The organism is Paraburkholderia sp. BCC1885, assembly GCF_900996235.1.
In the GTDB taxonomy this organism is placed as follows: domain Bacteria; phylum Pseudomonadota; class Gammaproteobacteria; order Burkholderiales; family Burkholderiaceae; genus Paraburkholderia.
The window spans coordinates 1-25,872 of record NZ_CAAJGM010000144.1 but is presented as its reverse complement, the minus strand read 5'-3'; the positions used below and the strand labels follow the sequence as shown (position 1 = coordinate 25,872).

General features: G+C 61.4%; 26 protein-coding genes. 23 read left to right on the top strand and 3 right to left on the bottom strand.

Annotated features, from left to right (window positions below; all coding sequences use genetic code 11):
* Positions 1 to 2 precede the first annotated feature (2 nt).
* The 10 genes from virB10 (at position 3) to FQ755_RS37345 (ending at position 11,464) form a co-directional block, all read left to right on the top strand.
* The gene (virB10, locus tag FQ755_RS14465) at positions 3 to 1,271 is read left to right on the top strand and encodes a type IV secretion system protein VirB10 (RefSeq protein ID WP_144155432.1); all 1,269 of its coding nucleotides are present in this window, start codon (positions 3 to 5) and stop codon (positions 1,269 to 1,271) included.
* Positions 1,258 to 2,358, top strand: a complete 1,101-nt coding sequence (virB11, locus tag FQ755_RS14460) for a P-type DNA transfer ATPase VirB11 (RefSeq protein ID WP_144155262.1) — start codon at positions 1,258 to 1,260, stop codon at positions 2,356 to 2,358. The genes virB10 and virB11 overlap by 14 nt, the downstream gene beginning before the upstream one ends.
* A gap of 50 nt (positions 2,359 to 2,408) precedes the next feature.
* Positions 2,409 to 2,807 (top strand): hypothetical protein, encoded by a 399-nt coding sequence (locus FQ755_RS14455; protein ID WP_144155261.1) that lies wholly within the window; start codon positions 2,409 to 2,411, stop codon positions 2,805 to 2,807.
* 86 nt (positions 2,808 to 2,893) lie between these two features.
* Positions 2,894 to 4,804 carry a type IV secretory system conjugative DNA transfer family protein gene (locus tag FQ755_RS14450; RefSeq protein WP_260858594.1) on the top strand — a complete coding sequence of 637 codons (1,911 nt, stop codon included), beginning with the start codon at positions 2,894 to 2,896 and terminating at the stop codon, positions 4,802 to 4,804.
* Positions 4,801 to 6,711, top strand: coding sequence for a PriCT-2 domain-containing protein (locus FQ755_RS14445; protein ID WP_144155257.1), 1,911 nt, complete (start codon positions 4,801 to 4,803; stop codon positions 6,709 to 6,711). The genes FQ755_RS14450 and FQ755_RS14445 overlap by 4 nt, the downstream gene beginning before the upstream one ends.
* Before the next feature lie 42 nt (positions 6,712 to 6,753).
* Positions 6,754 to 8,529 carry an LPD7 domain-containing protein gene (locus FQ755_RS14440; RefSeq protein WP_186308528.1) on the top strand — a complete coding sequence of 592 codons (1,776 nt, stop codon included), beginning with the start codon at positions 6,754 to 6,756 and terminating at the stop codon, positions 8,527 to 8,529.
* Between the two features lie 2 nt (positions 8,530 to 8,531).
* On the top strand, positions 8,532 to 9,110 hold the full coding sequence (locus FQ755_RS14435) for a plasmid stabilization protein (protein WP_144155255.1): 579 nt from the start codon (positions 8,532 to 8,534) through the stop codon (positions 9,108 to 9,110).
* 2 nt (positions 9,111 to 9,112) lie between these two features.
* Positions 9,113 to 10,177, top strand: a complete 1,065-nt coding sequence (locus tag FQ755_RS14430; protein ID WP_144155254.1) for a relaxase/mobilization nuclease domain-containing protein — start codon at positions 9,113 to 9,115, stop codon at positions 10,175 to 10,177.
* A 21-nt stretch (positions 10,178 to 10,198) separates the two neighbouring features.
* Positions 10,199 to 11,014, top strand: coding sequence for a DNA adenine methylase (locus FQ755_RS14425; RefSeq protein ID WP_144155252.1), 816 nt, complete (start codon positions 10,199 to 10,201; stop codon positions 11,012 to 11,014).
* Positions 11,015 to 11,287: 273 nt separating this feature from the next.
* Positions 11,288 to 11,464 carry a hypothetical protein gene (locus tag FQ755_RS37345; protein WP_186308527.1) on the top strand — a complete coding sequence of 59 codons (177 nt, stop codon included), beginning with the start codon at positions 11,288 to 11,290 and terminating at the stop codon, positions 11,462 to 11,464.
* Between the two features lie 51 nt (positions 11,465 to 11,515).
* On the opposite strand, the gene FQ755_RS14420 is transcribed toward FQ755_RS37345, so the two are convergent.
* The 3 genes from FQ755_RS14420 to FQ755_RS14410 are packed head-to-tail and all read right to left on the bottom strand — an operon-like array spanning position 11,516 to position 13,038.
* Positions 11,516 to 12,391, bottom strand: a complete 876-nt coding sequence (locus FQ755_RS14420) for a hypothetical protein (RefSeq protein WP_144155250.1) — start codon at positions 12,389 to 12,391, stop codon at positions 11,516 to 11,518.
* A 9-nt stretch (positions 12,392 to 12,400) separates the two neighbouring features.
* The gene (locus FQ755_RS14415; protein WP_144155248.1) at positions 12,401 to 12,727 is read right to left on the bottom strand and encodes a hypothetical protein; all 327 of its coding nucleotides are present in this window, start codon (positions 12,725 to 12,727) and stop codon (positions 12,401 to 12,403) included.
* Entirely contained in the window at positions 12,724 to 13,038 is a 315-nt protein-coding gene (locus tag FQ755_RS14410) for an H-NS family nucleoid-associated regulatory protein (protein ID WP_144155246.1), read from the bottom strand. Before FQ755_RS14410 ends, FQ755_RS14415 begins: the two co-directional genes overlap by 4 nt.
* Positions 13,039 to 13,926: 888 nt before the next feature.
* Here FQ755_RS14410 and FQ755_RS14405 point away from each other — a divergent pair.
* The 13 genes from FQ755_RS14405 to FQ755_RS14345 all read left to right on the top strand — a co-directional run bounded on the left by FQ755_RS14405 (position 13,927) and on the right by FQ755_RS14345 (position 25,687).
* On the top strand, positions 13,927 to 14,148 hold the full coding sequence (locus FQ755_RS14405) for a transcriptional regulator (RefSeq protein WP_144155244.1): 222 nt from the start codon (positions 13,927 to 13,929) through the stop codon (positions 14,146 to 14,148).
* A gap of 14 nt (positions 14,149 to 14,162) precedes the next feature.
* A complete protein-coding gene (locus FQ755_RS14400) occupies positions 14,163 to 14,486 on the top strand; it encodes a nucleotidyltransferase family protein (RefSeq protein WP_409937514.1) in 324 nt (107 codons plus the stop codon).
* Positions 14,487 to 14,599: 113 nt separating this feature from the next.
* Entirely contained in the window at positions 14,600 to 14,896 is a 297-nt protein-coding gene (locus FQ755_RS14395) for a DUF86 domain-containing protein (RefSeq protein WP_313957458.1), read from the top strand.
* A gap of 994 nt (positions 14,897 to 15,890) precedes the next feature.
* Positions 15,891 to 16,112 (top strand): hypothetical protein, encoded by a 222-nt coding sequence (locus tag FQ755_RS14390; RefSeq protein WP_144155240.1) that lies wholly within the window; start codon positions 15,891 to 15,893, stop codon positions 16,110 to 16,112.
* A gap of 8 nt (positions 16,113 to 16,120) precedes the next feature.
* A complete protein-coding gene (locus FQ755_RS38665; RefSeq protein ID WP_144155238.1) occupies positions 16,121 to 16,531 on the top strand; it encodes a GNAT family N-acetyltransferase in 411 nt (136 codons plus the stop codon).
* A 115-nt stretch (positions 16,532 to 16,646) separates the two neighbouring features.
* Positions 16,647 to 18,155 carry an integrase catalytic domain-containing protein gene (locus FQ755_RS14380; protein WP_144155236.1) on the top strand — a complete coding sequence of 503 codons (1,509 nt, stop codon included), beginning with the start codon at positions 16,647 to 16,649 and terminating at the stop codon, positions 18,153 to 18,155.
* Positions 18,156 to 18,925: 770 nt separating this feature from the next.
* On the top strand, positions 18,926 to 19,120 hold the full coding sequence (locus tag FQ755_RS38130) for an H-NS family nucleoid-associated regulatory protein (RefSeq protein ID WP_313957454.1): 195 nt from the start codon (positions 18,926 to 18,928) through the stop codon (positions 19,118 to 19,120).
* 16 nt (positions 19,121 to 19,136) lie between these two features.
* Positions 19,137 to 19,769 carry a hypothetical protein gene (locus FQ755_RS14370; RefSeq protein WP_144155232.1) on the top strand — a complete coding sequence of 211 codons (633 nt, stop codon included), beginning with the start codon at positions 19,137 to 19,139 and terminating at the stop codon, positions 19,767 to 19,769.
* Between the two features lie 87 nt (positions 19,770 to 19,856).
* Positions 19,857 to 22,127 (top strand): hypothetical protein, encoded by a 2,271-nt coding sequence (locus FQ755_RS14365; protein ID WP_144155230.1) that lies wholly within the window; start codon positions 19,857 to 19,859, stop codon positions 22,125 to 22,127.
* Positions 22,128 to 22,630: 503 nt separating this feature from the next.
* A complete protein-coding gene (gene tnpA, locus FQ755_RS14360; protein ID WP_260858580.1) occupies positions 22,631 to 23,089 on the top strand; it encodes an IS66-like element accessory protein TnpA in 459 nt (152 codons plus the stop codon).
* Positions 23,086 to 23,433 (top strand): IS66 family insertion sequence element accessory protein TnpB, encoded by a 348-nt coding sequence (gene tnpB / locus FQ755_RS14355; RefSeq protein ID WP_144155226.1) that lies wholly within the window; start codon positions 23,086 to 23,088, stop codon positions 23,431 to 23,433. The genes tnpA and tnpB overlap by 4 nt, the downstream gene beginning before the upstream one ends.
* A 29-nt stretch (positions 23,434 to 23,462) precedes the next feature.
* Entirely contained in the window at positions 23,463 to 25,052 is a 1,590-nt protein-coding gene (gene tnpC, locus FQ755_RS14350) for an IS66 family transposase (protein WP_144155224.1), read from the top strand.
* Positions 25,053 to 25,090: 38 nt separating this feature from the next.
* On the top strand, positions 25,091 to 25,687 hold the full coding sequence (locus FQ755_RS14345) for a plasmid pRiA4b ORF-3 family protein (RefSeq protein WP_144155223.1): 597 nt from the start codon (positions 25,091 to 25,093) through the stop codon (positions 25,685 to 25,687).
* Positions 25,688 to 25,872: the final 185 nt, after the last annotated feature.

Genomic DNA, 25,872 nt, shown 5'->3' with positions numbered 1-25,872 from the left:
GGATGCCGGCCAACGGCGCAACTGCGGCGCCCAACACGATTTCGCCGGCTGAGGCGTCCCCGTCTGGTGGCGGGACGGCCGGTGGTGTGGCGGCTGGAGACGGGGCGGCGGGTGGCGCCGCGACCGATCGTGGACTGCCGGAGCTGGGTCAGGGACGCGCGCAGGGGCGTCCCCGTGCGTGGTGGCTCACGCCGCTGACGATCATCGTGGTGGCCGTGGCGGGAGCCGTGTGGACGGTGCACGGCATGCTGGCACGACACGAAGCTGAGGCACGGGCGAGGCGTGACCACGCCATGGAGCAGGGCCAGCAGGGCCGCACTTTTGATGATGCCTCATCCGCGCCGGTGGGTGCATCGGATACATCAGGCGTCGCGCACCCGACGTCTTCTGTAGCGGCGTCCGCGCCCGTCGAAGCGAGGCCCGTCAGCCGTACGGCCTCCGTAGCGCCGACCCGGACCTATTACGACGCGCCACTGTTCGACGGCGGCGCGGGCGGCAAAGACGGATCGACACCGATGGTCCCGGAAGGCGGCGCCGGTACGACAGCCGGCGGTGCCCAGGCGGGTGTTCCACGCGGCGCGCTCGCTGCCACATCGGCGTCAGGCAGTCCTCTTGCGCAGGCCTTGAGCCCGACGCTGACCCCGCGCGCGAGCGCGTCGATGCTGGGTGACCGGAACCTGATCCTGGCCCAGGGCGCGAAGATCGACTGCGTGGGCGACACCGCGTTCGATTCAACCGAGGCAGGGATATCGACCTGCACCGTGACGAAGAACGTCTACTCGGACAACGGGCACGTGCTGCTTATCGAACGGGGTTCGCAGGTGAACACCGAGTACCGGGCGAACCTCGGGCAGGGGCAACGGCGTGTGTTCATCCTGTCGGCACGTATCAGGACGCCGACGGGCGTGACGGTGGAGATCGATTCGCCTGCCGCCGATGCGCTGGGCCGCATGGGTGTCGGGGGATATGTCAACAACCACTGGGGCGAGCGCATCGGCGCGGCGCTGCTGCTCGGACTTGTCCAGGACTCGATCGGCTATCTCGCGACACGCGGAGGTAACGACAACGGCTCGATCGAGTTCGAGAACACGCAGCAAAGCGGCAACGACATGGCCACGCGTGTGCTCGACAGCACGATCAATATCCCGCCGACGCTTACGCAGAACCAGGCGGCGGAATTCACCATCGTGGTCGCGCGGGACCTGGATTTCAGTTCCGTCTATGCCCTGCAACCGGCACACATGGAGGAGAACCACCATGACAGCCCCTGACGATCCGCACTTCGACGAACGGCTGGCAGACGACGCGTCGGTGCGCGAACTGATGCGACCGTTCGCCCCGCTGCTGCGCGACCATGATGTAACCGAGCTCGTGATCAACCGGCCGGAGCGGGCATTGACCGAGACCCACACGGGCTGGCATGAGCACGAACTGCCAGGGCTCGACTTCGAGCGGCTGATGTCGTTCGCGGTCGCCATCGCGACCCTCACGAGCCAGGAGATCTCGGCGCAGCATCCGATCCTGTCGGCGTTGCTGCCCGACGACGAGCGTATCCAGATCGTGGTGCCGCCGGTGGTCCCGCCGCGCACCGTGTCGATCACGATCCGCCGACCGTCCTCGCGCGAGCGCGCACTCGACACGTATGCGGGTGAAGGTCTCTTCGACGGGACGCTCTGGCAGCGCCCCGCGCGGCTGGATGCCTTGATGGACCGGCTCGGCGCGCTCGATCAGCAACTCGTGCGACTGCTCTCGGCAGGCGATTTTGCAGGCTTCTTCCGGCGCGCGGTCGAGGGCCGCAGGAATCTCGTGACCGTGGGTGACACGGGATCAGGCAAGACGAGTTTCATGAAGACACTGTGCCAGCACATTCCGGCGACCGACCGCGTGGTCACGATCGAGGATGTGCGTGAGCTCTTCATTCCGCACATCGACAATCGCGTCCATCTGCTCTACAGCAAGGGCGGCCAGGGTCAGGCGCGTGTCACGCCGGCCGACCTGATTGCGAGTTGCATGCGCATGAAGCCGGACCGGGTACTGCTCGCCGAGTTGCGTGGCGCCGAGGCGTACGACTTTCTGAAACTGCTGACGACGGGACACGCGGGGTCGATTACGAGCTATCACGCGCAGAACGCTGCGGTGGCGATCGAGCGGTTTGCACTGATGGCGAAGGAGCATTCCGAGGCCGCGGTCTATCAGGATGCCGCGTTAAAGCGCCTGCTGTTCCTCACCATCGACGTGGTCGCGCACCTGGAGGCGATGCCGGTGCGCAATGAACAGGGCGTCCAGACGGGCAAACGCTGGGCGATGACGGAAATCTGGTTCGATCCGACCCGCAAGTCGGAGAGTGCTTTCGGATAAAGCGAGGGCGGGTGAACGTGCAATTTCTTTTCATATAGAAAGGAGTACATATGAATTCGTTGAGATTATATCACCTGGTGCTGCTCGCACGGCATGCATGGCGTCATCTCTACCCGGCGCTGGTGGCGTTGACCGTCGTGGTTGCGGTGGGGTGTGCAACGGTGGCGGCATTCTGGCTTGCGTCGTTCCTGCTCGTGGCGAGCGAGCATCACAATCCGCTGCACGCGGGTCTGTGGGGCTGGTGGGATGCGGCATCGGCCTGGCATGACGGCAGACTGCCGGAGGCGGGCCGGAAAGTCGCCGGGGCCGCGGTGCTGGGTTGCCTGATGGCTTTCGGTGGGCCTCCCTTTGCATGGTGGGCGATCCGCAACGGAAGCGGTGGGCGCGAACTGCATGGCAGCGCCCAGTTTGCGACCGAAGCGGACATCAGCCGCGCGGGGCTGCTGTGAATACGATAGTGAAAGCGGCTGCGGGCACGGCGCGCGCAAGCACGGGCAACGCCACTGGCAGCGCCACTGGCAGCGCGCCGGGGAGCCTGCCCGCGATCGTCGTCGGGCTCTGGCGCGGCCGCTATCTTCGCTTTACGGGCCAGCAGTTTGTGCTGCTGGCGGCACCCGCGCGCTCGGGCAAGGGGGTCGGTATTGTGGTGCCGAACCTGTTGAGTTACCCCGATTCGGCGGTGGTGCTGGACATCAAGCAGGAGAATTTCCGGATCACGGCAGGCTTTCGTGCGGCACACGGGCAGCAGGTTTTTCTGTTCAACCCGTTTGCTGAGGATTTCCGCACGCACCGCTACAACCCGTTGTCCGCGATCTCCGATGGCGTGTTCCGGGTGGGCGACATCCTCGCGATCGGCTATGCCCTGTACCCGGCGGGTGGCCACGACGACTTCTGGAAGGACCAGGCGCGCAACCTGTTTCTCGGGCTGGTGCTGCTGCTGTGCGAACTGCGGGATGTGCGTGACTCCGCGCGCGCCCGGCAACCGGCGGGACGCGAAGAAACGACACCGGATGTGCCTGACTATCCGGTGACGATGGGCGAAGTGTTGCGCCAGTCGTCGGGCAACGGCGTGCCGCTCAGACGATATCTGCAGATGACACTGCGGCGGTTCAACGAGCACCTGTCCGGCGCCTGTGTCGACGCGCTGAACCGGTTCCTGTCGAACGACGACAAGGTGCTTGCGAGCATTCTGGCGACCTTCAATGCGCCGCTGACGATCTGGGCCAACCCGATCGTCGATGCGGCGACGAGCGCCAACGATTTTGACCTGCGCCAGGTCCGCATGCAGCGCATGACAGTTTATATCGGCATCACGCCGGATCACCTGCCCGAGGCGGCGTTGCTCGTGAACCTGCTGTTCTCGCAACTCGTCAACCTGAACACGAAACAGCTGCCGCAGGATAACGCCGGGCTTCGCTATCAGTGCCTGCTGCTGATGGACGAGTTCACGGCGATTGGCAAGGTCGACATCATCGCCAAAGCGGTGTCGTACATGGCGGGCTACAACCTGCGCCTGCTGCCGATCATCCAGTCCGTGTCGCAACTTGAGTCGGTGTACGGGCGCGCCGACGCACGCACCTTCGTGACCAATCACGCGATGCAGATCCTGTACGCGCCGCGCGAGCAGAAGGATGCGAACGAGTATTCGGAGATGCTGGGCACGTTCACGGAAAAATCGCGCAGCGTGAGCCGTCCGAGCGGCTGGTCCGGTGGTCGCGGAGGGAGCGAAAGCATCTCAGACCAGCGCCGGGCCCTACTGCTGCCTCAGGAGCTGAAGGAGATCGGGCAGACGAAGGAAATCATCCTTCTGGAAAACACCCGCCCCATCCTGGCGGAGAAGATCTGCTATTGGAAAGACCCGGTGTTCATCGAAAGACTACGGCCGGCACCGGCGATCCCCGTGCTTGACGTGGCACTTTTCCGCGCGAGGCTCGAGCGACGTCTGCGCGTGCTGACGGTAGACGACATGGACTCGGCCAACCGGCGTCTCACGGGCACAACGGTTAACTACCTTGAGGTGCTGGCGGCGTGGGATGAGCGCGATCTGCCCGTCGACATGGTGGACATCAGCGAGGGTGAGGCCAGCGAGTATGTGAGCCGTCATCTTGCGTTCATCGGTGTGCCGCAGCCGGCCCTCGCTGAGGCCAATCGCGCACTGTCGCTGGCCGAACTGGAGGGCGGCGAACTTCAGGCCGAGCCGATACTGGCGCCCGCGGCTGCGGCTGCCGTGGTGCAGGGGCTCTTCTCCCAGGTTGGCGGCGGTGGCGCCGATGCCGGGGGAAGCGCCACACCGGCAGGCGAACAGGAGAAGACCTCGCGCAAGCGTGGTCCACGCAAAGCCGCCGGAGCGGCCAGCGCGAAGCAACTGGCCCAGCAGCCCGGTCAGCCGAAGCGCACTAAGGGCAAGCGCGCTGCGGGAACAGGCGATAAAGGAGCACGGCCATGAACACGCCGTTCGCAACCGAGGCCGACCGTGTGCGGGCCGCGCTGTCGGTCATTCCGGCAGAGGACTACGAGACGTGGGTGGACATGGCCTTCGCGGTGAAGAGCGGCCTGGGCGAGGCGGGTTTCGATCTGTGGGACGCGTGGAGCCGTACCGCCGACAACTACGACGAGCGCAGCGCCCGTACCACCTGGAAATCGGTACGTGAGGAAGGAGGAAAGACACTTGCGTCGCTCTTCTGGCTCGCGCGTCAGCACGGATTCGATCCGGCAGCCTGGAGACGCGGGCGGCCCGCGCCGGTGAGTCCAGCCCACCGCGAACATGAGGCGGCGGCACTGGAGGAGCGCAGGCGTCGCGCGCAGGCCGATCTCGACGCGCGCCATCGGGCGGCAGCGACGCTGGCACGGGCGCTATGGGAAGAGGCCTGGGGCGCTGAGGCGGACCATCCGTATCTGGCGCGCAAGGGTCTGCCGGCGGTCGGGACACTGGGCGAACTGGATGCCCCCGATCTGCAGCGTCTTGCCGGTTATACACCTCATAGCGAGGGTGACGTGCTGACGGGTCGCGTGCTGCTGGTGCCCGTGTATATCGATGACGCGATCTCGACCGTGGAATTTATCGACGAGGCGGGTCGCAAGTCGACGCTGGCAGGGGGCGCCAAGGCGGGCGGCTACTGGGCGACGGGTGGCTTGCCGTCTTCTCAAGACGGGCAGGGGCCGATCGTTATCGCCGAAGGCATGGCGACTGCGCTCTCCGTCCACCTTGCGACCGGCTGGTTTGCGCTCGCCGCGCTGTCCGCCGGAAACCTGCCCAAGGTCGCGCAGGTCTGGCGAGACCGGTACCCGGATGCGGAAATTGTGATCCTCGGTGACCGGGGGCGTGGAGAGGAATTCGCACAGCGCGCTGCACGCGACATCAATGGGCGTCTGGCCATTCCCGCGTTTGCACCCGAGGCACGTCTGAACAGCAAGCTGCCCACTGACTTTAACGATCTTGCGGTGCTGGCTGGTCCCGAAGCGATCAGGGCTGTGCTGGCTCATGCCCTGGACGGGCCGGCCGCGAGGGTGTCGGGCGAACGCGCCGCAGGCGTCGATAAAGACGGTATGCCCAGTCGGCAGGGCGGCGGGGAGACAGGAATTGACGGCGTGGGGAGCGACGACGGCGAGGCGGGATTCGCCGTCATATCTGAGAGTCCGGAGGAGGACCACATCATGGGCAAGGTAAAGGCGGCAATGGAAGGATCGGGACCGCAGGGTGCGCAGGATGCGCGTAATGCGATGCAAGAAAGTGATCAGGATAACGAACGGAGAATGGAACCATCTGCTGCGGGTACCCGGGCGGCTCCGTCGGCATCGCGCCGTCAGGTCGGTGAGCCGCTTTTTATGCTCGCTGACGTGCCGGACGAGATCAAGGTATTGGCGAAACACCGGTTCGGTACGGACATCCGGATGGGCACGCCACGGGAGAACGGTGGACCGTACCGCGGCGAAGTCTTCGATGCTGATGGGTACCTGATCCAGGAGGTTGCGCTGCGCAGCGTGGTGTTTCACTCGAAGGAAAGAGCCGACTTTGTGTCCGAGCGTCTGAAGTGGGCTGCGGACCATCAGCGTCTGAACGGCATGGATATCCAGATCGGGTATGACCGCGATGTACCGAAAGTGTATCCGTGGGACCGGGCGCGGGACCAACTCGACCGGGCCGTCGCATCGCTGAAGAAATCGGCAAAGGAGCTGGGGCTGGGCGACGAGGTCGTGCAGACGCTTGACCGTCTGCAGACACAGTCCTGGTCGCGGGTGAAGGACGCGCGCCGGGCCGTGCTCTCTCGTGCGAAGGAGCGCAGTAATCCCCGCAATGAGCCTCGCGGTGAACCCATCAGTCAGGACCGCGCTGATGATGGCCCGCAGCGTTGACGGCCTGCGCATCGCAGGCATTTGCATTGACGAGGTATCGTGATGGCAGACAACCTTTCCTCCTCAGACGCAGAGGCGCCTGAGTCCGGGTCCGCGCCCGGCGCGCAGCCACCGGATGTGATTCCGGCCAACGTGATCGAGCGTGATGATGACGCGTCCGATCCGGGATCCGCGGCTCCCGGGCGCGAGGATGATCCTGTGGCCGAAGGGCTGGACCCGGCAACGCTTGAAGCGCTGGCCGCGCGCCGCCGGCGTGATGCCGATGCGGCGCGCGCGCATCTGGGAACGGATGCGCGAGGCTGGGACCAGCAGTCGGGACCACCATCAGCTTCGCCGGCCGCCGCACCGCAGGCGGGGGACACCCGGCGTCCGGGCGGCCCACCCGATCAGGACGCTGCCGCGCGTGCTGCCGGGGTACTGGACGATCCTCCCGAACTGGTGAAAAAGCGCTATCTGCGTGCGGGCCATCAGTATTTCCTGAAAGACGAGCCGCATCACCTGGCGTTCGAGGACTCGGGCATGCGGCTGGTCACGGGGCACAACCGGGCGGACATCGTCGAGTCGATGGTGGAGATGACGGCGGCGAAGGGTTGGCACCGTATCCGTGTATCGGGCCACGAGGAATTCCGGCGTGAAGTGTGGTTGCAGGCATCGCTGCGTGGCATTGAGGTCCGTGGCTATGAGCCGAAGGCGGTCGACCGGGCGCGTCTGGACGAACTGCGCAAGTCCTGGATGCACAACCGGATCGAGCCTGAGCCGCCGTCTCAAACAGCGAGCCAGCCACGTGGCGCGCAGACCGACAGCCGCTACCCGCGTGAGCCCGCTCCGGATGCGCCGGGTCCCGGGCCTGTGCCGACCGGGCCGTCGCGTGGGCCATCTGGGGCGCGACAGGAGCGCAGGCCTTTGCAGCCGTCGGCGCCGAGGCCGGCGTCGTCACAGGACCCGAGGCCGGCATCGCCGGATCCGCTGGACGGGGTCCGGCCGGTCAACCGTGCGGGGCGGGATGCGGTCGATGCGGAGCGGCAGGCACGGGAAACCGTGCGCGTTGGCCAGTTGCTGGATCACGGCGCAGCGCCCTATCAGCACGATCGTGAAAACAGCGACTCGTATTACGCGGTGGTCCTCAACCGGACAGGCAAGGAGCGCATCGTTTGGGGCGTGGATCTCGAGCGGGCGATCGAAGAGGGCAACGCCAACATCGGCGATACGGTGTCGCTGGAGAATCTCGGAAAGCGCTGGGTCACCGTGGAAATTCCGATGCGGGATGCCGCGGGCAAGGTGGTCGATGTCGAGGAAAAGGAGGTGTATCGCAACACGTGGCAGGTCGATGTACTCGAGCGTACGAAGGCAAGGGACACGCCCGGAGACACACCGCAGGAGGCACGACCGGCACCGTATCGTGAGACCAGTGTGGGCGATGACGACCCCGGTGTGGCGCGACGTGCCCCGGACAGGACGCGTGACGGTATGGCGGCGGGCAGGGCCGATGGGGGCGATGGCGGTCGCGGGGCCGGCGCGCGACCAGCGCCGCAAGGCAGTGAAGTGCCAGCCGCGGACCGGGCGCTGCAGCTTGCAGTGATCATGGAAGCGATGCGGGAGCAGGGCTTCAGCGAGAAATCGGTCGCCAAGGTCCAGGCCCGGGCCGGCCGGGTGCTCGACACCCTGGTGTCGCAGGGCGTCACGGTGCCCGCGCCTCGCGTCTTCGATCCCAAGGCGCCGTCAGAACGCGCGCGCACGGTGCGCAAGGCGGAACCGCAGCGTGCGCGGGACAGGGAGCGCGCGCCGGCTGCTCCCGACCCTTCCATGCCGGGGCTGTGACGATGGACGCGAATCCGGATGTAGGCGCCTGCCTGGCTGTCGGTCGGCGGCGGCGCGCGCGCGTCTCGATCGATCTGGGGGCGTTAAAACCGCACTGGGATGCCTGGTGCAGGTCCACCGGGGAGGCCCCCGCGCAACGCCTTCGACAACTGGTGCTGGACACGCTCGCGGAGCACGCAGTCACGGAGCCATCCGAGGCGGCCCCCGTGCTTATCGACAACAGTGGTCCGCGCCTGCGGGTGGAAGTCCGTCTGACCACAGCGGAGTTCGGTGCCGTGGAGAAACTGTCAGAGCGGGCCGGCATGTCGGTGAACCGCTGGATCGTGGCGGCGGTCCGGGTGCAGATCAGCGGAGAGCCTCAGTTCGGCGATCGTGAACTGACGGTGCTGGCCGACTCGAACCATCAATTGGCGGCGCTTGGCCGCAACCTGAACCGGATCGCTCGCGCCCTGAACATGGCACCGGACGGATCGGCACGTCACAGGTTGGAGGCGCTGGATGCGTTGAGAGCCGACGTGGACCGCCATCTGGAGCGCGTGGGTGAATTCATCCGCGCGAATCTCTCACGGTGGAGTCGCTGAGCATGCCGTTTCCCAAACGCTTTGTCGACGGTGTGCTGCTGAACTGGGGCGATCGCCTGTTCTACGAGCCGCTGCGCCGGCGCCGTGCACCGCGCATGGGTGCGGGGAAGCTGTCCGCGGGCACGCAGGACGCCGCGCGGTTGCGCGCAGAACTGGCACGCACGGTTCGCCGTGCGCCTGAGGTGATGGTCAAGATCACCAACAAGGCCAGTGGCAGTAACGGGATCAACGCCATCCGTCGCCATCTCGACTACATCTCGCGCAATGGCAAGGTCGAACTGGAAGACCAGGACGGCCAGTCGATTTCAGGTGCCGGGGCGCTGGGTGATCTGGTCGAGGAATGGCGGCGGGGCGGCTGGGGTATTCCCGCCGAAAGCCGGCGTCGCGAAACCTTCAATGTCCTGCTGTCGATGCCGCCCGGAACGGATCGCCAGGCCGTGCGCGACGCCGCACGCGAGTTCGCACGTATTGAATTCGGCGACAACCACGCGTATGTGTTTGCGGCCCATAACGACGAGGCGCATCCGCACGTGCATCTGAGCGTGCAGGCGAGGGGCCGCGACGGCCGGCGACTGAATCCGCGCAAGGCGGATCTGCAAGGGTGGCGGGAGACTTTCGCCGCGCAGCTGCGCGAACACGGCGTGGAAGCGAATGCGACACCACGGCGCACGCGCGGCGTGACACAGCGCTACCCGAAACAGGCGGTGGTCCACATGCGCGCGCGCGGTGTCGTGCCCGACTATGACCGGGATGCCGCCGGGCGCGATGACGCATATCGATCGGCGACGCTCAATGCACACATCGGGGCGCTCGCTGCATGGCGGGAGATGGGTCAGGCGCTGGCGGGGTCGTCGAGTGCACAGGATCGTCGCCTCGCGATTGATGTGGCGGACTTCGTGAGAAGGATGGCGATCGTGCGTGAAGCGTCCGTGCCGCGGCCGGAGGCAGTTCGCGGGCGCCCACCGGAGCGCAGCCATGCATCGTATGACCCCGGTGCGGGCAGGGCAGATGCGTCGCGCCCCGTGGAACCGGGCCCGGGTCGGGTTGACCCCGATCCCGAGCGGTGAACCCCTGCAGGAGGTAAGCTTATGGCACAACCGATTTTTCCCTGGATCGGCGGCAAGCGCCGTCTCGCACCTGTCCTGTTGTCGCGCTTCCCGGACCACAGTTGCTACGTTGAGGTATTCGCCGGAGCCGCCGCGTTGTTCTTTCTGCGCGAGCCCGCCGAGGTGGAAGTCCTGAACGACCTGGACGGCGATGTTATCAATCTCTATCGCGTGGTCCAGCATCACCTGGAAGAGTTCGTGAGGCAGTTTCGCTGGGCGCTGAGCAGCCGGCAGGTCTTCGGATGGCTTAGCGACACGCCGACCCATACGTTGACGGATATCCAGCGCGCGGCGCGCTTTTACTACCTGCAGACGAACGGCTTTGGCGGCCGCGTGAAGGGTCGCTCGTTCGGCACGAGAACAACGAATCCGCCCAGCCTTAACCTCCTGAGGCTGGAGGAAACGCTGTCGGCCGCGCACCTTCGGCTCTCGGGTGCCTATGTCGAAAATCTCGACTGGCAGACCTGCGTGGCGAAGTACGATCGGCCCCACACTTTCATGTATCTTGACCCTCCTTTCTGGGAGACCGAGGGCTACAGTCGGCCCTTTGCTTTCGAGGAATATGGCCAGATGGCCGACATCGTGAAACGGCTCAAGGGACGTGCCATCGTGAGCCTGAATGATCATCCGGAGATGAGGCGGCTTTTCGCGGACTTCCAGCAGGAAACGGTCGACGTCAGATATACGGCAGGCGGCCGCGGCAGCAGTGTGCGTCGTAATGAACTCATCATCTACAGCTGGGATCGACGCCAGGACCCGGAGCGCATCTCCCAGAAGAATCCTGTGTGGGCAGGGTGAATTGCTCCCCGTGACTGTGGCATTCAGCGTCGCGTGAACTGGGACCGGTAGCCGGCAAGATGACAAGGCAAGTTGCAGGGCGGCGAGCGCGCATTTCGCACGGGCCGCCCGCCGCGTAAAATGGCCGTTCACGTGACGGAGTGGAATACCTATGAATTTGCACAGTCCCGGGCGGAATTGTCGTAATCAGGGGGGCCTCGCATGAATGCGCGCGATCCCGTGTTCGGCGAACGAGATCGCCCGGCTGGCGCGCGTACCCGTACGAGCGCGTTCGTGGGTTCACGGATCAGCTATCAGGGCATCGAGCTCGATGTGGTGGAAATCGGACCGTTCCCACTCGCGGCCGGTAAGGCGTCGGCCCGCTTCCGGGCCCGTCTGGTCGGGGGAGGCACGCTTGCGGCTGGATCGCTGATTGATACCCGCTGGGGCGTATGCGAAGTCGTGGTGTGACGCGTAAAGGATGTGGCAGCGTGCCGTCGATCGCGGCATCGATTGCGGCGGCTATCGGGTCTTCATGTATGTCGCATAGAGCGGCGAGCTCAGATCGCGCAGCACCTTGCGTCGCTCGACCAGGTCGTGATGACGGCCGTGGCGTTCGAGGTTCAGCAGATCGAGGATGAGCCGCATTGCCCGCTCAGGCGCGAGCTGCCGAGATGGCTGCGCTTGTGCAAGCCATCGCGCGATGCCGGTCTTTTCCACGAGCGCCCAGGCCGGGAACCAGCAGAGATCGGACGTGTCACCGTTGCCGTCGAACGTGGCACTGAACCGCGCGAGCAGGGCGTCAAGTGACGGGTCCGCAAGGCGCCGAGCCAGCGCGTCAAGGCGTTCCGCCGATAGCCATGCGAGTTCGGCCATCATGGGCCACGCGGCTTCCATGCCAGTGAGCCGGTAGGTGGCCTCGCACATCCAGGCAAGCGGCGCGGGAATGCGCCGCCACGATTCAATACGCTCGACCGTGCTAACTGCTGAAGTCCAGTCTCCGGCACGAAGCCAGAAGGGCGCGGCATGGCAGTCGCCGCGATCAGGCCGGAAGGAAAGCGAAGCTGCACGGTATGCCATCTCCTTCCAGCGCCTCGCGAGCCATGCGATCGCTTCGCGTCGTCCGAGCAGTTCAACGGCGGCGGCCTCAAGCCGGGTGAGTAGCTGGTCGCGTGCAGCGGCCGCGGCATCGTGATCCACAAATGGCGTTGCGGTGGCCTCCTCGAGCGGGAGCAGCATCGTCTGCAGCGGGGCAATACTGCGGTCATCTGGATACTCCGTAACGAGCACAAGCAGCAACCGACCGGCTGCTGCTGCGTCATCGTTCTGCAGCGCGGCGATGACGTCGTTACGCAGCATGACGTCCCGGCTGTTATCGAAGATATCCAGTTGGTCCATGACAGCGCCTCAGAATAGCTGCTCTCCACACGGTTCAAGGCTGGTCCATTTGACAGGGCTCTTGTGCAGGCGACCCGTGTCGTCGATGGATTCGATGATAACGCGTTGCCCGCGCGCTTCCGCGACGACACGGACAATCCGGTCCCGATAGCGCATCAGCGACAGTATTCGCGGACAGACCGGGTTCGCTCGCCGTTCGGGTGACTTGCGTCGACGCGAGGGTGCGATACGGTTTGACGTCGTCAGGCCGTCAGACGGCAGCGGCGTTTTCACCGACGCCTGTGTCGATGTCGCCGGGCGCTCGCTTGAGCTCGCGTCGACGATGTCCTGGCTCACGTCGCGATCAGGAACCGGTCGCGCTTCTTGCCCTTGATCCAGGACGGTTCGCGACCGCGACCGCTCCAGGTCTTGCCGGTTTTCGGGTCCTGGTATACAGGAGGCAGAGGAGTGCCATTCCGGGCGGTCGGTGAAGACGTACCATTGGAGGCGGCCCGTTTGCGGCCGAATACCTGTTCAGGCGTCAATCCATATTCCTTCACCCGGGCCCGAACCTCGTCAAGTACGGTCTGCAGTTCTGCGAGACGGGCCTGTTCCGCTTTGGCCGCAAATTCTTCTGCCTGGGCCTTGAGTTCCAGATAAGTCGCCATCAATCACTCCGTTTCATGTCAGGCAGAAGGGATTCATGCTGAATGCCTTGCGGCTTTGTTTGATATCGCGAATGAACTGCCTGCCTTCATTTGCTTTTCTGTTGCTATCAGCAGAGCGATTGTATCAACCTCACCGCTCCCGGGCCAATTGCGGTTCAGGTCTTCCGACGGTGCGGCGTCAATAAGGAATCAGGCGCGTGCTGCTCCGACACGAGAAATCAGCCGGCGGCATTTGACTTGCCGCAATACGCGGCCAACAGCACCTTTCCATCGCCGGGCGCCGCGACCTGAACATCCTGGTACCGCGGGTCGGCGTCCTGGCGCACGAATGAGGGTACGCCGGTCGCCCCAAATCTTCCGAGAACACAAGATTTTTCGCGGATTGTCCTGAAAAGGAGCGCCATGTCGTTCTCTGTCGTAACAGGCTCGAATTCGAGCGTATTCCGAGACGCAGAAGCGATGCAAGCGAAGCGGGCCAAGATCCTTTCCCCCTTCTCAAATCCGGCATCTGTTGCGCGTCGCCAACGCAACCAGCCGACATGCCCGGCGCGGCATGCTCGTACTGCTGCTCGGCTTTCTCTCGGGCCGGCGGCCGTGGGCGTGGGTTATCGAGCCTTACGGCCAGGCGAACCTTTGCGACAGGGCTTCCTGAGCGAGGGCACTCGCCTGATACGGTGCAGTTACGACCTGGCCACAGAGCTCGATCGCGTCTTGCCCTACGTCGCGGACTTGCACAAGGATCGCCGCGCGGCATTGGTTGGGTTGGGAGGAGCCTTTTGTGATGATTGAGCTTTGGCTGACTTTGCCGATAACAAGGTGTCACGCCCGGCATGACTGGATGCTATGACGGTACGCAACGCGTATCAATAGTTTGGAGAGCATTCCAGCATGGAAGAAAACCCCCAGCAGGCGTTTCTGCGTCGCGCCAAGGATACCCTTGGCGTGACGTGGGACGAGCTTGCCGAGGCGAGTGGTATTAGCCCCCGCGCCTTGAAAACATATCGCATGCCAGAAACGTCCCAGGATCATCGAGCCTTGCCAAATCTGGCTCGGGCGGCCATTGCGCGCTTGCTTGAGGAAAAGCCGCGTAGCCGCGCAAGACGCGCTTGACGAAGCCGTATTGCGTGCCACACTTAACACCTCTCTCGGAGCTTTTCTTGAAGCCTTCTATCGCACTGAACGCGCATCGCGCGGAGATTCGGAGGATCGTGGAAGACAACCGCGCGTCGAACGTCCGCGTGTTCGGTTCGGTGCTGCGTGGTGAGGATGCGGAAGAAAGCGATCTCGACCTACTGGTCGAGCCGCTGCCGGGTATGTCGTTAATCAACGTCGGGATCATTCGCTACAGGCTGGCAGATTTGCTCGGTGTTGCAGTGGACGTGCTGACGCCGAATGCCCTGCCGGACAAATTCCGGGCTCGGGTGCTCGCGGAGGCGCAGCCGGTATGAGCAACGAAGATCCTCGCCTGCCCGATTATCTCCGCCATATTGTGGAAGCCATCGATCGAATCGCATCCTACGTTGGCGATATGTCGAAGGCGGATTTTTAGGAGAATCAGCTTCTGATTGATGCTGTCATCCGCAATATCGAGATCGTCGGGGAAGCGAGCAACAGGATCTACAAGCAGCATCGCGAGTTCCGCGAGGCGCATCCTGAAGTGGAATGGCGGGGCAGCTACGAAATGCGTAACGTAGTTTCGCACGACTACTTCAAGGTGGACCTTGAGGTGGTATGGGAAGCGATCAAACACTATTCGCCGACCATGAGGCAAGCGGTGCAAGGACTGCTACTGGAATTCAAGGACGGTGACGAAGACAACCAGGCGAATCGGCCCATTGTGCCGCGTTCGCGCATGTAATGGAAAAGCCAGACACGCTGTGGACCGCGGAAGGCAGGCGCGACCTCGCGTCCCGCATGTCGGCCGGTAGCCGACATTTGTGAAATAGTATGTCGACTGTCAGCACTGACGGAATTACTGACGCAGTGGCTCATGCGCTAGCTCAGAAGGTTGGGCGCACGATTGGAATGAGACTGGGCGCGCAACAGCGTACGGCACTTTTGCTGATCGCAAGCACCCTGCAAGACACCGCGACAATCAGCGATCTAGTCGCAGGAAGTTCCATCGAAAACGCAACGCGACTTGGCATTGCGTCCGACACCATTGGTCGCTTCGCACCGGTTCGATTGGCTTTGCAGGCCCTCTCGACCACGCGAGGGCAACTATTGTTGTTCTATGCGTTTGTTTCTGACCGACAAGTGCTGGCCCGCAAGCTTGACGGTGCTCCTACGCATATCGAGGTGACCTGCAGACAGTGCGGAGATCGCATTCGCTCGCCTGCTAAGTCATGGCGCGACATCAAGCGCCGTCCCCGGCAATGCTCACGCGGTCACGTCTTTGCTTTTGGGAGTGCAGCGTTCATCCGATTGACAAAGAGCCAAAGTGCGCCTTCGTGATCGACGGTCGCGGACCGACAATCGAATAGGAAAACAGGAGCGTAATTGATGAAGAAGCTTACCCGCCCGCCGCGGTCTGCCAAACAGACGTCCGCTGACCGGGTGCGCGCCAAGGCAGAAGACGAGGGGTACGCGGCGGCGAAAGCAGGGCGTGCCGCCACACCGCTCAGCCGACGCGCGCGCAAGTACCTCGACGCATTCCACAAAGGCTATTCAAGGGGCGAGAGGGAAGTCATCCAGGTGGCTATGGCAGCCCCGCAGGTTGCGCCTGCGCCACTTCCCCCAGCCATGCCGGTTGCGGTCACCCCCGCGACCCCATAGGTTGAGGTCGGCAAACAACTGGCAGTCTGACCGGCCTGACTGCTGGCCGGACGCCGGGTGAAAGGAGAGAAAGCGAAATGTCGATTGACATCAATGTTTTGGTTGACGCGGCGAACAAGGCTGAAACCGCTGAGGGATTCATAGGCTGCCATATCAAGTCTGCCGGCGAGCGCCTGCTCGCATTTCATTTCGATGATGTGATGAACGCACACGTGTTCCTCGCAGCACGCCAGGCCTTGAACATGTATGCCTACATGGACAATGAACGCCAGAATGTGGTGATCGTTCGTCAACCATAGGAAAAGTGATGTGCGTAAAGATGCTGCACCGATTTCTGCTGTCTTTCGCTCGTTCCGGAGGAGCTGGCGAGCCGGCTCCGAATGTAGTCTACAGCGAGCCCATAGTGATGGGGGAGCATTTCGTGATCAAGGCGTGCGGCGGCAGCTACGGTGGAGAAATCGGTAGAGTCGTCGCTGAACCTCTGGCACCGGCAGACTGTTGCTACGTGATGGACGTACTGATTGACCCAGAGCATCGGAGGCGAGGAATCGCGCTCGAACTGCTCAGCCGGGCATTGCAATATTCCGGATGTTCAACGCTAGTACCAGTTTCAATCGAGCGCGAAGCGATACGCTTTTGGTCTCACCTGGCTGTCAATGGCAAAGTACCGGTCAGTGGATATCGTCAACTACGATGTCCGGTTGCGCGACAACTATGATGGCCGGCGCATTGACTCACCAAAACTGCAACTTCCGCTGACCTGTTGCCTCATGTAGTTTGCTACCGGTCGGATTGCCCGGCAGGAGCGGCGCGAGGTGACGAGGCAAATCAGCATGACGACACGCAAGGAGTTGGTTGCAGCATTGCAATTGCGGTATAGCAGCGCGGCGTTCGGCGACCGGATCAAGATTCTCGACGAGTTCGTAGCTTTGACTGGGTATCACCGCAAGCACGCCATCCGGCTGCTGCGTGAGAAAGCATCCCCTACGCAGGGGATGCCCGCACGGAATCGTCTCTATGACGAGGCAGTGCGCCAAGCATTGATTGTGTTGTGGGAAGCGGCCGATAGGATTTTCGGCAAGCGTTTAAAGGCGCTGATTCCAATGTTGGTTGATGCCATGGAACGGCACGGTCACCTTGACCTGGATCCCGTTGTCAAATCGAAGCTCGTTCAAATCAGCGCGGCGACTATCGATCGCATGTTGGCCGATGCGCGGTTGCACATCGACGGCCAGCGTAAGCGGCGCAAGGGCGTGGGTGCAGCGATTCGACGAAGCATCCCGGTGCGCACATTTGCTGACTGGCGGGATCCGCCACCCGGCTTCTTTGAAATCGACATGGTCGAACACTGCGGTGGTCCGAAGACCGATGGTGACTTTGTTCACACGCTCACGTTGACTGACATTGCCACCGGCTGGACAGAATGTGTGGCGATGCAAGTGCGTAACCAGATGCTGGTCATTGAAGGGTTGGACAAAGCGGCGGCCGATCTGCCATTCGCAATGCTTGGGGTGGACTCGGATAACGACAGCGCGTTCATGAACCAGAGCGTCTTCGATTACTGCAAGGGACGTGGTCTTGTTCAGACTCGATCGAGAGCCTACAAGAAGAACGACCAAGCGTGGGTGGAGCAGAAGAACGGCTCCATTGTGCGTCGTTTGGTCGGCTATGGCCGACTGAGCGGCCGCGATGCCAGGAATGCCTTGGCGCAGCTGTACGCATCGTCGCGGTTATACATTAACTTCTTCCAGCCCTCGTTCAAGTTGAAGTCCAAGACGCGTGATGGCGCGCGCGTGCACAAGGTCTACTTCGCGCCGGCGACGCCGTGCGATCGGCTTCTGGCGCATGACAGCATCGAACCCGCTATCAAGGAAAAACTGAAGGTGCAGTTCAAAGGTCTCGATCCTGTGCGACTGCTGCAAGAGATGCGAACGGCTCAGCAGATATTGAGCGACTTCGCGGCTCACGGCGTGCGTACTGAGGAGAGACCAACGGACGAATCAGACGTTACCGTCTTCCTCGCAAACCTGTCTGTGGCGTGGAAGGACGGGGAAGCACGGCCCACTCATCGAAAACAGCCTGCAGCGAAACACTGGTGGAGAACCCGAGTCGATCCGTTTGCTGACGTATGGCCGGTTATTGAAGGCTGGTTGATTGCTGAACCCTCTGCATCGGCAAGAGCCGTGATGAGTCGACTTGCTGCAATGGTGCCCGACGTCTATGCAAGCGAGGCACAGTTACGGACGCTGCAGCGCCGCATCAAGGTGTGGAGAGCCGAGCGCGTAAGAGAACTAATCTTGGGCGGCGTACGCAAGTCCGCCGAGACGCCGGTTGAAGCTTAAGTTGCGGAAAAGCTGGAAGCGAGAGAGGCCGGGCGCTTCGCGCCCGGCAAACCATAAAAGGAAGAAAAAAGGCAAAACGACAACAATCGGTCGGGTAACATTCCTTCTTGAGGCAACACGAGCGGACTTCCCAATTGTCGCGCACCAGGTCAGGCTCGGATTGATGCACAACGAAGTCCAGGCGCTTCGTTATGCCATGCGACCGCTCAGAGCATACGACAGTCGGTGACTTCGTAGATCATGATCACGTTTACACCTTCAACCCGAATGAACTGTGGATTATCGGTATCGTGGCATACGCGGCAGTAATCTCGACGTTCGTGCCTGGCTGGGATGCGTACAAGTGCTTTTGGTCTGGGGCGGGAATCATATTATCCGTATCAACCGGCACGAAAATGGTGGTGGCGGTGTGGAAGATTCAAAGGGCTATGTGTCCATGACGGCGCTCAACGTAGGTGATCGGCCGGCGACGGTCACCAACCTTGGGGCATGTATTTCGAATTATGGTGGCGCACCTGTCCGACAGATGACAGACCAGCCTCATTCGACGGCCGCGTTTTCGTGCCGATTGTTTTCGGCGCAATAGTTGAGGCGTGGCGTCGCGTCTATTGATAGAGGAAAAGTGGCGTTACGGGGTGTGTGAAAAATCCATATGACTATGGAGAATTGAGTGGCAAGGTACCGTCAACTTCTGGAGCAGCGCGAGGCGTTGCGAAAGCGACTCAACGAGGCGCGAGATCAGGAAGTCGCTGCCGCGATCGAGAAAGTTCGTGCGATTGTCAGCGAGTATTCCATTGACGCAGGAGCAGGTGTTTTCTCAGCCCAAAGGTAAGCATGGGCCGAAACCGGGCGTTCCGGCACTGAGGTATCGCGACCCCTTTTTCGGTGTGGCATGGAGCGGTCGGGGCCGTGCGCCAAGCTGCATCAAAGGACAACCGCGAGAACAGTTTTTGATTCAGGCATAGGGGTGGAGAAAAAGTGATGAGTTACGACCCGCAAGACGCTGCATTTGACCAAATGTACGAGCGTATCAGTGACGAACTCTACCCTGAGCACAAAGAGCAGGCGGTGAGCGAGTTCACTGGGGAACGCCTGCGGTCGTTTTACCTGGGCAACCCTACGGTGATGCGTCCTGCGGTGGAAATCCTTCAGGAAGTAAAGCGGCTCCACGCGAATGGGCATTCATCGGCGACAGTCGTATTCTGCGCAACCGCGATCGAACTGTTTCTGAAGGCAACCCTTTTGCAACCGATCGTATACGGACTCGTGCTCAGTGCAGGGCTCGCTGACGTTATCGTGGAGCATGCGGTCAAGCAGCCGGGATTTGACCGCTACCGAAAGCTGTTGTCGCGGTTGTTCCAGGAATTAGCCGACCTTGATCTGGCAAAAGTAACGCGCGATGGCATGCAGGCTGCGCTCATAGACGAGAGCAAGGGCGTACAAGACCTTAGGAACGATATCATCCACAAGGGTAGTTCATGCGATTCGGAAGCCGCGAAACATGCGATCGAGGTCGCGGTCGCGGTCTACGAGAAGGTTGTCGTGCCTATGCTGTGGTCGCTTGGATTAACGGTCGTTGCAAAAGGCCGGATCGAACCTCGACAATTCACGTAGGAAAACCCATATCGTGCATGCTATCGTGTCCTAATATTATGAAAGTCGAGGTATGCGCACCCGAAGAGTCAATGGTAGGGGGACAGGATGACGACATCAGACATCTTGCGGGAATCACGTGTGCCGGGCACGGGGGCGGTGTTTTTGCTCGGATGCTTTGACAAGCGGGTCACCCTGTACTCGCAACAGGTGCGCGCACTCAACCTCGTTGACGCAGTTCTCTCGAATTGCAAGGAGCTTTTATCCCCGCGGGGCCGAGTTGCTGTTATTGGCGGCGGTGCGGGCGGGATGACGGCAGCTGCGGCATTCGCAAGATCAGGCAATGCACTCGAAGCCATACACCTGTATGAGCGCAAGCCAGATCTTCTGCACCTGCAGAGCGGGTGCCGTGATCGCTATCTTCACCCACGTTTGTACGACTGGCCACGTCCCGGGTCGACTGAGCGAGATGCCAATCTTCCCATCATGACATGGACGGCTGGTCCAGCCGATTCCGTCGCTGTTGCTCTCAAGGAGGGATTTCGAGCGTGCCGTAAGTTCGAACTCGAGACCCGCCTGGATTGCACCGTAACAAAAATTTGTCCCCTCGCGGCGGGATATGCGGTGGAAATCGACGGCGAAATTCCCCAAAGGCAAAAGCCGTACGATGTGGTGCTGCTATGCGTTGGATTCGGCTATGAGATCGGAACCGAGGCCCGACAGGCCACGTCGTACTGGGACCCGTTTCCAATACTTGGCCCGGTACGAGCGTCGGACCGTAGTCATCGGATATTCATATCGGGAAACGGCGATGGTGGTCTGGCCGACCTCATTCTGTCGGCGTTCGTTCACATGACACATGAAGGTCTGCACGATTTCGTGCTTCGTCATCTGAGTGGTCCGGAGACGGAGAACATCCGGGTCCTACTGCTGGAGATCGACAGGCAGGCCTGGAATGACGGGGACATTGATCTTCTTGCGCAGTACAGAAGGCTGGTCGTGCCGCTCATGCTCAGAAACAAAGCTTTAATGCGCGAGACAGCCCAGAAGCTCCGGTCCGACACTGAAATATGGTTTCACACAAAGGACCTGTATGTTTTCAAACGTGAATCTTCAATTCTGAACCGGTTTCTCGCGTTGCTTGCGGCCGTGGCTGACGAGAGCTATTTTGGAGGGAAGCGCATACACCTGCTCTCGAATGTCCCGGCCCAAAGTCTACCGGACGGAACTGTCAAGATAGGAAACCAGGAACCGTTCGTCGCACGTTTTCGGTTTCAGCGTTTCGGGCCAGATCTGAAAGACAATTTTAACCCGTTCACCAATTTTAAAATCTTTCATGATTTCGTTCACGCAGCGCCGGGAATTCAAGCTCCAAAAGTTTCCGCTTATCCGCTGACCCCCGACCTCAACCTGTCTGCATGGACACGCTTCAAATATCCAGACTACGAACGTCGCCGACACTACCCGACTCATGGCAAGTACGACGAAAGCACTGTAGGCGAGATCGCGAGACAGATCCACTTTGCCTACGACGTGCCGAGCACCTATTTTCGCATGGAACGCCTGTTGCAGGCTTACGATATCGCTCAGATATCGCGTGACGCGGATAACCTTGGCGTCAATGATGATCCTCATCTGATGCATGTTCGCTACTGGTCCGGTATGTACCTGGCATGTGTTGGCCGATTGAGGGAGGGAAACCTCATATACATACATGCGAAGCGTTCACTGCACGGAACACAGGTAGATAACGAGCGTGAACTGCGAACCGGCTTGGAACACCAATTAAATGGACATCTGGACGAACATGCGGGGGAGATCGAAATTGCGGGAGATTGTTTCGGTGAAGGCTCACCGCAAGTGTGCCAGGCGACGATCTGCAGTGCATGCCGGATGATAGCTAAAAAACGCAATACCGACCTCGACCGCGCGGAGGATGTTCTCGAGAAAATTGCCTTTCGTGTAGGGAACGCAACGGCAAATAATCCGTTTTTGGGATGCTGTTATTTTCTCCAGCGCGCGAAGATTTGCCTACGGCGTGCGGACAACGAAGCAACTGTTGAGGGGAGGAGAACATTCGCGACCAGAGCGCTGGAGTATATTAGTGATGGAAAGCGCTACTCCCATATAGATAACGCGTTGGGCGGTGCGTCCGAAAGCGTATACGTCCAGTACCTGCTCGTCTGTGAGCTGATGGCGAGACAACACCTTGGCGACACAGCGTCAGAGTTTTACGGACACTTGCAGATCATTGTCCGGCAACTCGTTGACCGACTACCAAGGCAACTGGCGTTCTGTCACTTCACTGCTGAAGAGATGGCGACTGCAACTGGCGTATCAAGGGGCCCGGTGTATCTGCTTGGACCCGATGGGGGATAGTCACACGCGGCCGGCGAAGATCAGCGCATCCAGACCATCCCGACAGGGAAAAAGCCCCCGCGACCGAGATCGTCGCGCAGGCCCAGAGAATCGAACGGGACGGCATCAACCCGGGTGCGCTCCCGGTTTCCACATCCTCTTCCGCAATGTCGCTTTCGCAAGATGGCATGCCGTTGTGTACTGGTGACCTAAACCAGATCCACGGGACGGTGATCATCGCGATGGACGCCATGGCGATAATGCAAGTGGCCGTCTACGGTTCAGCAAATAATCGACGTGGCCCCAATCGGAATAACCTTGTGGCGGCATCCGAAGTGCGTCCGGGTCGGCGTTCATCGGCCAAACGCGGCCTCTGGCTGCACCATACCGCCTACACCGCGTGCGCGGGAAGGTGCTCTGGACGGTCGGGTGGTCTGACAGTAAGCGAGTCGGTAGGGCCGTCTGTACGTCGCGGCCGGATTTAGCTATTTTCATGTGCACCAAATTGAATGGTGGACATAAAGATGGACGACGTTTTGAGTGGGCGTGGCAACGGCGGTCGGTACAAACGGCCGAACTTTCCGATTGAGTTCAAGCGGCAGTTGGCGGAACTGTCGTTTGAGCCGGGTGCGTCGGTTGCATTGATTGCCCGACAGAACGACGTGAACGCAAATTTGCTGTTTAAGTGGCGGCATCAATATCAGGCAGGCGCTTTTGGTTTGCCAACGAAACCGGAAGCGTCTGCGAAGTTGCCGCCGGCGATGGCTCCAGTCTTGTTGCCGGTTTCGATCGTGGACGAATTGCCGGTAGAGGCTTCTACATCGTTGCCAACCAAGACTGAGCTGTCGAACACGACAGCGGAGGATGGCATTTGCGAGATCGACTTCGACCACGCGCGTTTGCGTATCCGGGGTGAGGTCTCGCCAAGCGTGCTTCGACTGCTGATTCGCGAGCTGTCGCGCTCGCCGCAAGAAACCCAATGATCGGTCTGCCGGCGGGTACGCAAATCTGGCTTGCAGCCGGGGTCACCGACATGCGCAACGGTTTCCAAGGCCTGGCGGGCAAGGTCGAAGACGCGCTCAAGGCCAATCCGTTCTGCGGCCATGTCTTTGTGTTCCGAGGCAAACGCGGCAATGTCATCAAACTGCTGTGGGCCACCAGCGATGGGCTATGCCTGCTCTCGAAGCGTCTCGAGCGTGGCCGCTTCGTCTGGCCCCAGGCCGAAGATGGCAAGGTGCACCTCACACCCGCCCAACTGTCGATGCTGCTTGAGGGCATCAACTGGAAACAACCCGAGCGGACCTGGCCGCCGTTGTCGGTGTTGTAAACGCGAGGGCATGTGCGTAAACTGCGCCTATGCCGATCCCTGCCAACCCGCTACCCGATGACATCGAAGCCTTGAAGGCTTTGCTGAGTGCGCGCGAGGCGGAATTAGCCGCGCGTGATGGGGTGGAGCAGCAGCTGCGCGATACGATCTCGACGCTCGAACAGGCCTTGAGCATTCGCACGCTGGAGATCGAGCAACTCAAACTGCAGATTGCCAAGCTCAAGCGCATGCAGTTCGGTCGCAAGTCCGAGAAACTCGATCGGCAGATCGAGCGTCTCGAAACCCGACTGGAAGACCTGATGGCCGAGGAAGGTGTAGCCGACGCCGCCGTATCCGATGACGCGGACGCGGCGACGCGGCAGAAATCGGTGCGCCACCCCTTGCCGCAGGACCTGCCGCGCGAAGACTGCATTCTTGAACCGATCGAGCACGACTGTCCCGCGTGCGGCGGCCAACTCAAGCCGCTGGGCGAGGATGTCTGCGAGCAACTGGACATCATCAACGCGGCGTTCAAGGTGATCCGGACCATTCGCCGCAAGAAAGCGTGCGCGCGGTGCGACTGCATCGTACAGGCGCCGGCGCCGAGCCGCCCAATCGAGCGTGGAATTGCCAGCCCGGGTGTACTCGCACGCATTCTGGTTGCGAAGTTCGCCGACCATCAACCGCTGTATCGCCAGTCAGTGATCTATGCTCGCCAGGGTGTCGAGTTGGACCGCTCCACCATGGCGCGCTGGGTCGGCGCCTGCAGCGCACTGGTCGAACCGCTGGTGGATCAGCTGCGCCGCTACGTGCTCGCACCGGGTAAGATTCATGCCGACGACACGCCGGTCTCGGTCTTGGCGCCAGGCAATGGTCAAACCAAAACGGCACGACTGTGGGCCTATGTGCGCGACGACCGCAACTCGGGATCGGCGGATCCGCCCGCTGTCTGGTTTGCCTATACGCCCAATCGGCAGGGACAACATCCTCAGTCTCATCTGGCCGACTTCAGCGGCGTACTTCAAGCAGACGCTTATGCCGGCTTCAACGCGCTCTTTGCTGATGGCCGTGTTCGCGAGGCAGCATGTATGGCACACGCTCGTCGCAAGATTAGCGAGTTGCACCAGCATCGCGCAACGGCGACCACCACCGAGGCGCTACGCCGTATCGGCGAACTCTATGCCATTGAGGCAGAAATACGCGGCAAGCTACCGGCCGAGCGCCGGCGTGTTCGCCAAGAGCGCGCCCGGCCATTACTCGATAGCTTTGAGATCTGGTTGCGGGAGCGATTGCTAACGCTATCGTCACAGTCCGACACCACCAAGGCGATCAACTACTTCCTCAATCAATGGCAGGCGTTGATCTACTACTGCGATGACGGGGTGGCGGAGATCGACAATAACCTCGTGGAAAATGCGCTGCGCGTGGTCAGTTTGGGCCGCAAAAACTTCCTCTTTATGGGCGCAGACAGCGGTGGTGAACGTGCTGCCGCCATGTACTCGCTGATCGGCACCGCCAAACTTTGCGGCATTGAGCCCGAGGCCTATCTGCGGCATGTGCTGACCCACATCGCCGAGCATCCCATCAACCGGATCAGCGAGTTGCTGCCCTGGAACATCAAGGTGTTCTCAGCAGCCTAGGCGATAATAGCGTCCATGCTGGCAACCCGCTCTCCCCCATGGCCAAATCCTTCACGCTTTACACACTCCACGCGCAAATTCGCGACGTCAACCCGCCTGTCTGGCGTCGAATCCAGGTCGAAGGCGCCACCACCTTACGCAAGCTTCATCATATTCTGCAGGCGGCGTTCGGATGGTCTAGCTCGCACTTGCACGAGTACGATATTGAACATCGCCGTTACGCCATGTTCGATGTTGACGACGTGCTCGACTCGATGGATCCAGAGGTCACCTTCGACGACTGCAAAACCAAGTTACAAAAGCTCGCCTATCCAGGTCTGCGCTTCGTCTACGAGTATGACTTCGGTGATGGCTGGAAGCACGACATCGTCGTGGAAACGATGGCGCTCATTGACGGCGAGCCGCAGGGAATTGCCTACATCTCGGCTGGCGCGCGAGCCTGTCCGCCGGAAGACGTCGGTGGTCCATGGGGTTATGAGAACTTCTTGACTACGCTACGCGACGAGCCGGACAGCGAAGAAGCACAGCACCTGAGAACTTGGATCGGCGACGGGTTCGACCCGGAGCAGTTTGATCGACATGCAGCCAACGCCGCTTTGCTGCGCATGGCCTGGAATCGATGGGGCGGTAAATAGCGGTTACGTCAATACGGTGCTGTCGCCGCGCTTACGTCTGACAGGAAACCAGTTCTGTTTGTAAGCGGCTCGGCTGGGCCGTGTCCTCACGCGCGCGCGAGCAAGGCATGATGGTGATGGCGTGTTGGAGTCCGTGTAGATCAAGGGAGATCGTGTCCACGATCGGCGATCGTGGACACGATCTA

Bases quoted from the DNA above. Each gene is read 5' to 3' on its own strand.
- FQ755_RS14380 (WP_144155236.1), top strand. From the start codon at position 16,647: ATGACGACACGCAAGGAGTTGGTTGCAGCATTGCAATTGCGGTATAGC.
- tnpB (WP_144155226.1), top strand. From the start codon at position 23,086: ATGATCGGTCTGCCGGCGGGTACGCAAATCTGGCTTGCAGCCGGGGTC.
- FQ755_RS14435 (WP_144155255.1), top strand. From the start codon at position 8,532: ATGGACGCGAATCCGGATGTAGGCGCCTGCCTGGCTGTCGGTCGGCGG.
- FQ755_RS14425 (WP_144155252.1), top strand. From the start codon at position 10,199: ATGGCACAACCGATTTTTCCCTGGATCGGCGGCAAGCGCCGTCTCGCA.
- FQ755_RS14405 (WP_144155244.1), top strand. From the start codon at position 13,927: ATGGAAGAAAACCCCCAGCAGGCGTTTCTGCGTCGCGCCAAGGATACC.
- FQ755_RS14440 (WP_186308528.1), top strand. From the start codon at position 6,754: ATGGCAGACAACCTTTCCTCCTCAGACGCAGAGGCGCCTGAGTCCGGG.
- virB11 (WP_144155262.1), top strand. From the start codon at position 1,258: ATGACAGCCCCTGACGATCCGCACTTCGACGAACGGCTGGCAGACGAC.
- virB10 (WP_144155432.1), top strand. From the start codon at position 3: ATGCCGGCCAACGGCGCAACTGCGGCGCCCAACACGATTTCGCCGGCT.
- FQ755_RS38665 (WP_144155238.1), top strand. From the start codon at position 16,121: ATGTGCGTAAAGATGCTGCACCGATTTCTGCTGTCTTTCGCTCGTTCC.
- FQ755_RS14390 (WP_144155240.1), top strand. From the start codon at position 15,891: ATGTCGATTGACATCAATGTTTTGGTTGACGCGGCGAACAAGGCTGAA.
- FQ755_RS14410 (WP_144155246.1), bottom strand. From the start codon at position 13,038: ATGGCGACTTATCTGGAACTCAAGGCCCAGGCAGAAGAATTTGCGGCC.
- FQ755_RS14430 (WP_144155254.1), top strand. From the start codon at position 9,113: ATGCCGTTTCCCAAACGCTTTGTCGACGGTGTGCTGCTGAACTGGGGC.
- FQ755_RS14445 (WP_144155257.1), top strand. From the start codon at position 4,801: ATGAACACGCCGTTCGCAACCGAGGCCGACCGTGTGCGGGCCGCGCTG.
- tnpC (WP_144155224.1), top strand. From the start codon at position 23,463: ATGCCGATCCCTGCCAACCCGCTACCCGATGACATCGAAGCCTTGAAG.
- FQ755_RS14365 (WP_144155230.1), top strand. From the start codon at position 19,857: ATGACGACATCAGACATCTTGCGGGAATCACGTGTGCCGGGCACGGGG.
- FQ755_RS14370 (WP_144155232.1), top strand. From the start codon at position 19,137: ATGAGTTACGACCCGCAAGACGCTGCATTTGACCAAATGTACGAGCGT.
- FQ755_RS14420 (WP_144155250.1), bottom strand. From the start codon at position 12,391: ATGGACCAACTGGATATCTTCGATAACAGCCGGGACGTCATGCTGCGT.
- tnpA (WP_260858580.1), top strand. From the start codon at position 22,631: ATGGACGACGTTTTGAGTGGGCGTGGCAACGGCGGTCGGTACAAACGG.
- FQ755_RS14455 (WP_144155261.1), top strand. From the start codon at position 2,409: ATGAATTCGTTGAGATTATATCACCTGGTGCTGCTCGCACGGCATGCA.
- FQ755_RS14345 (WP_144155223.1), top strand. From the start codon at position 25,091: ATGGCCAAATCCTTCACGCTTTACACACTCCACGCGCAAATTCGCGAC.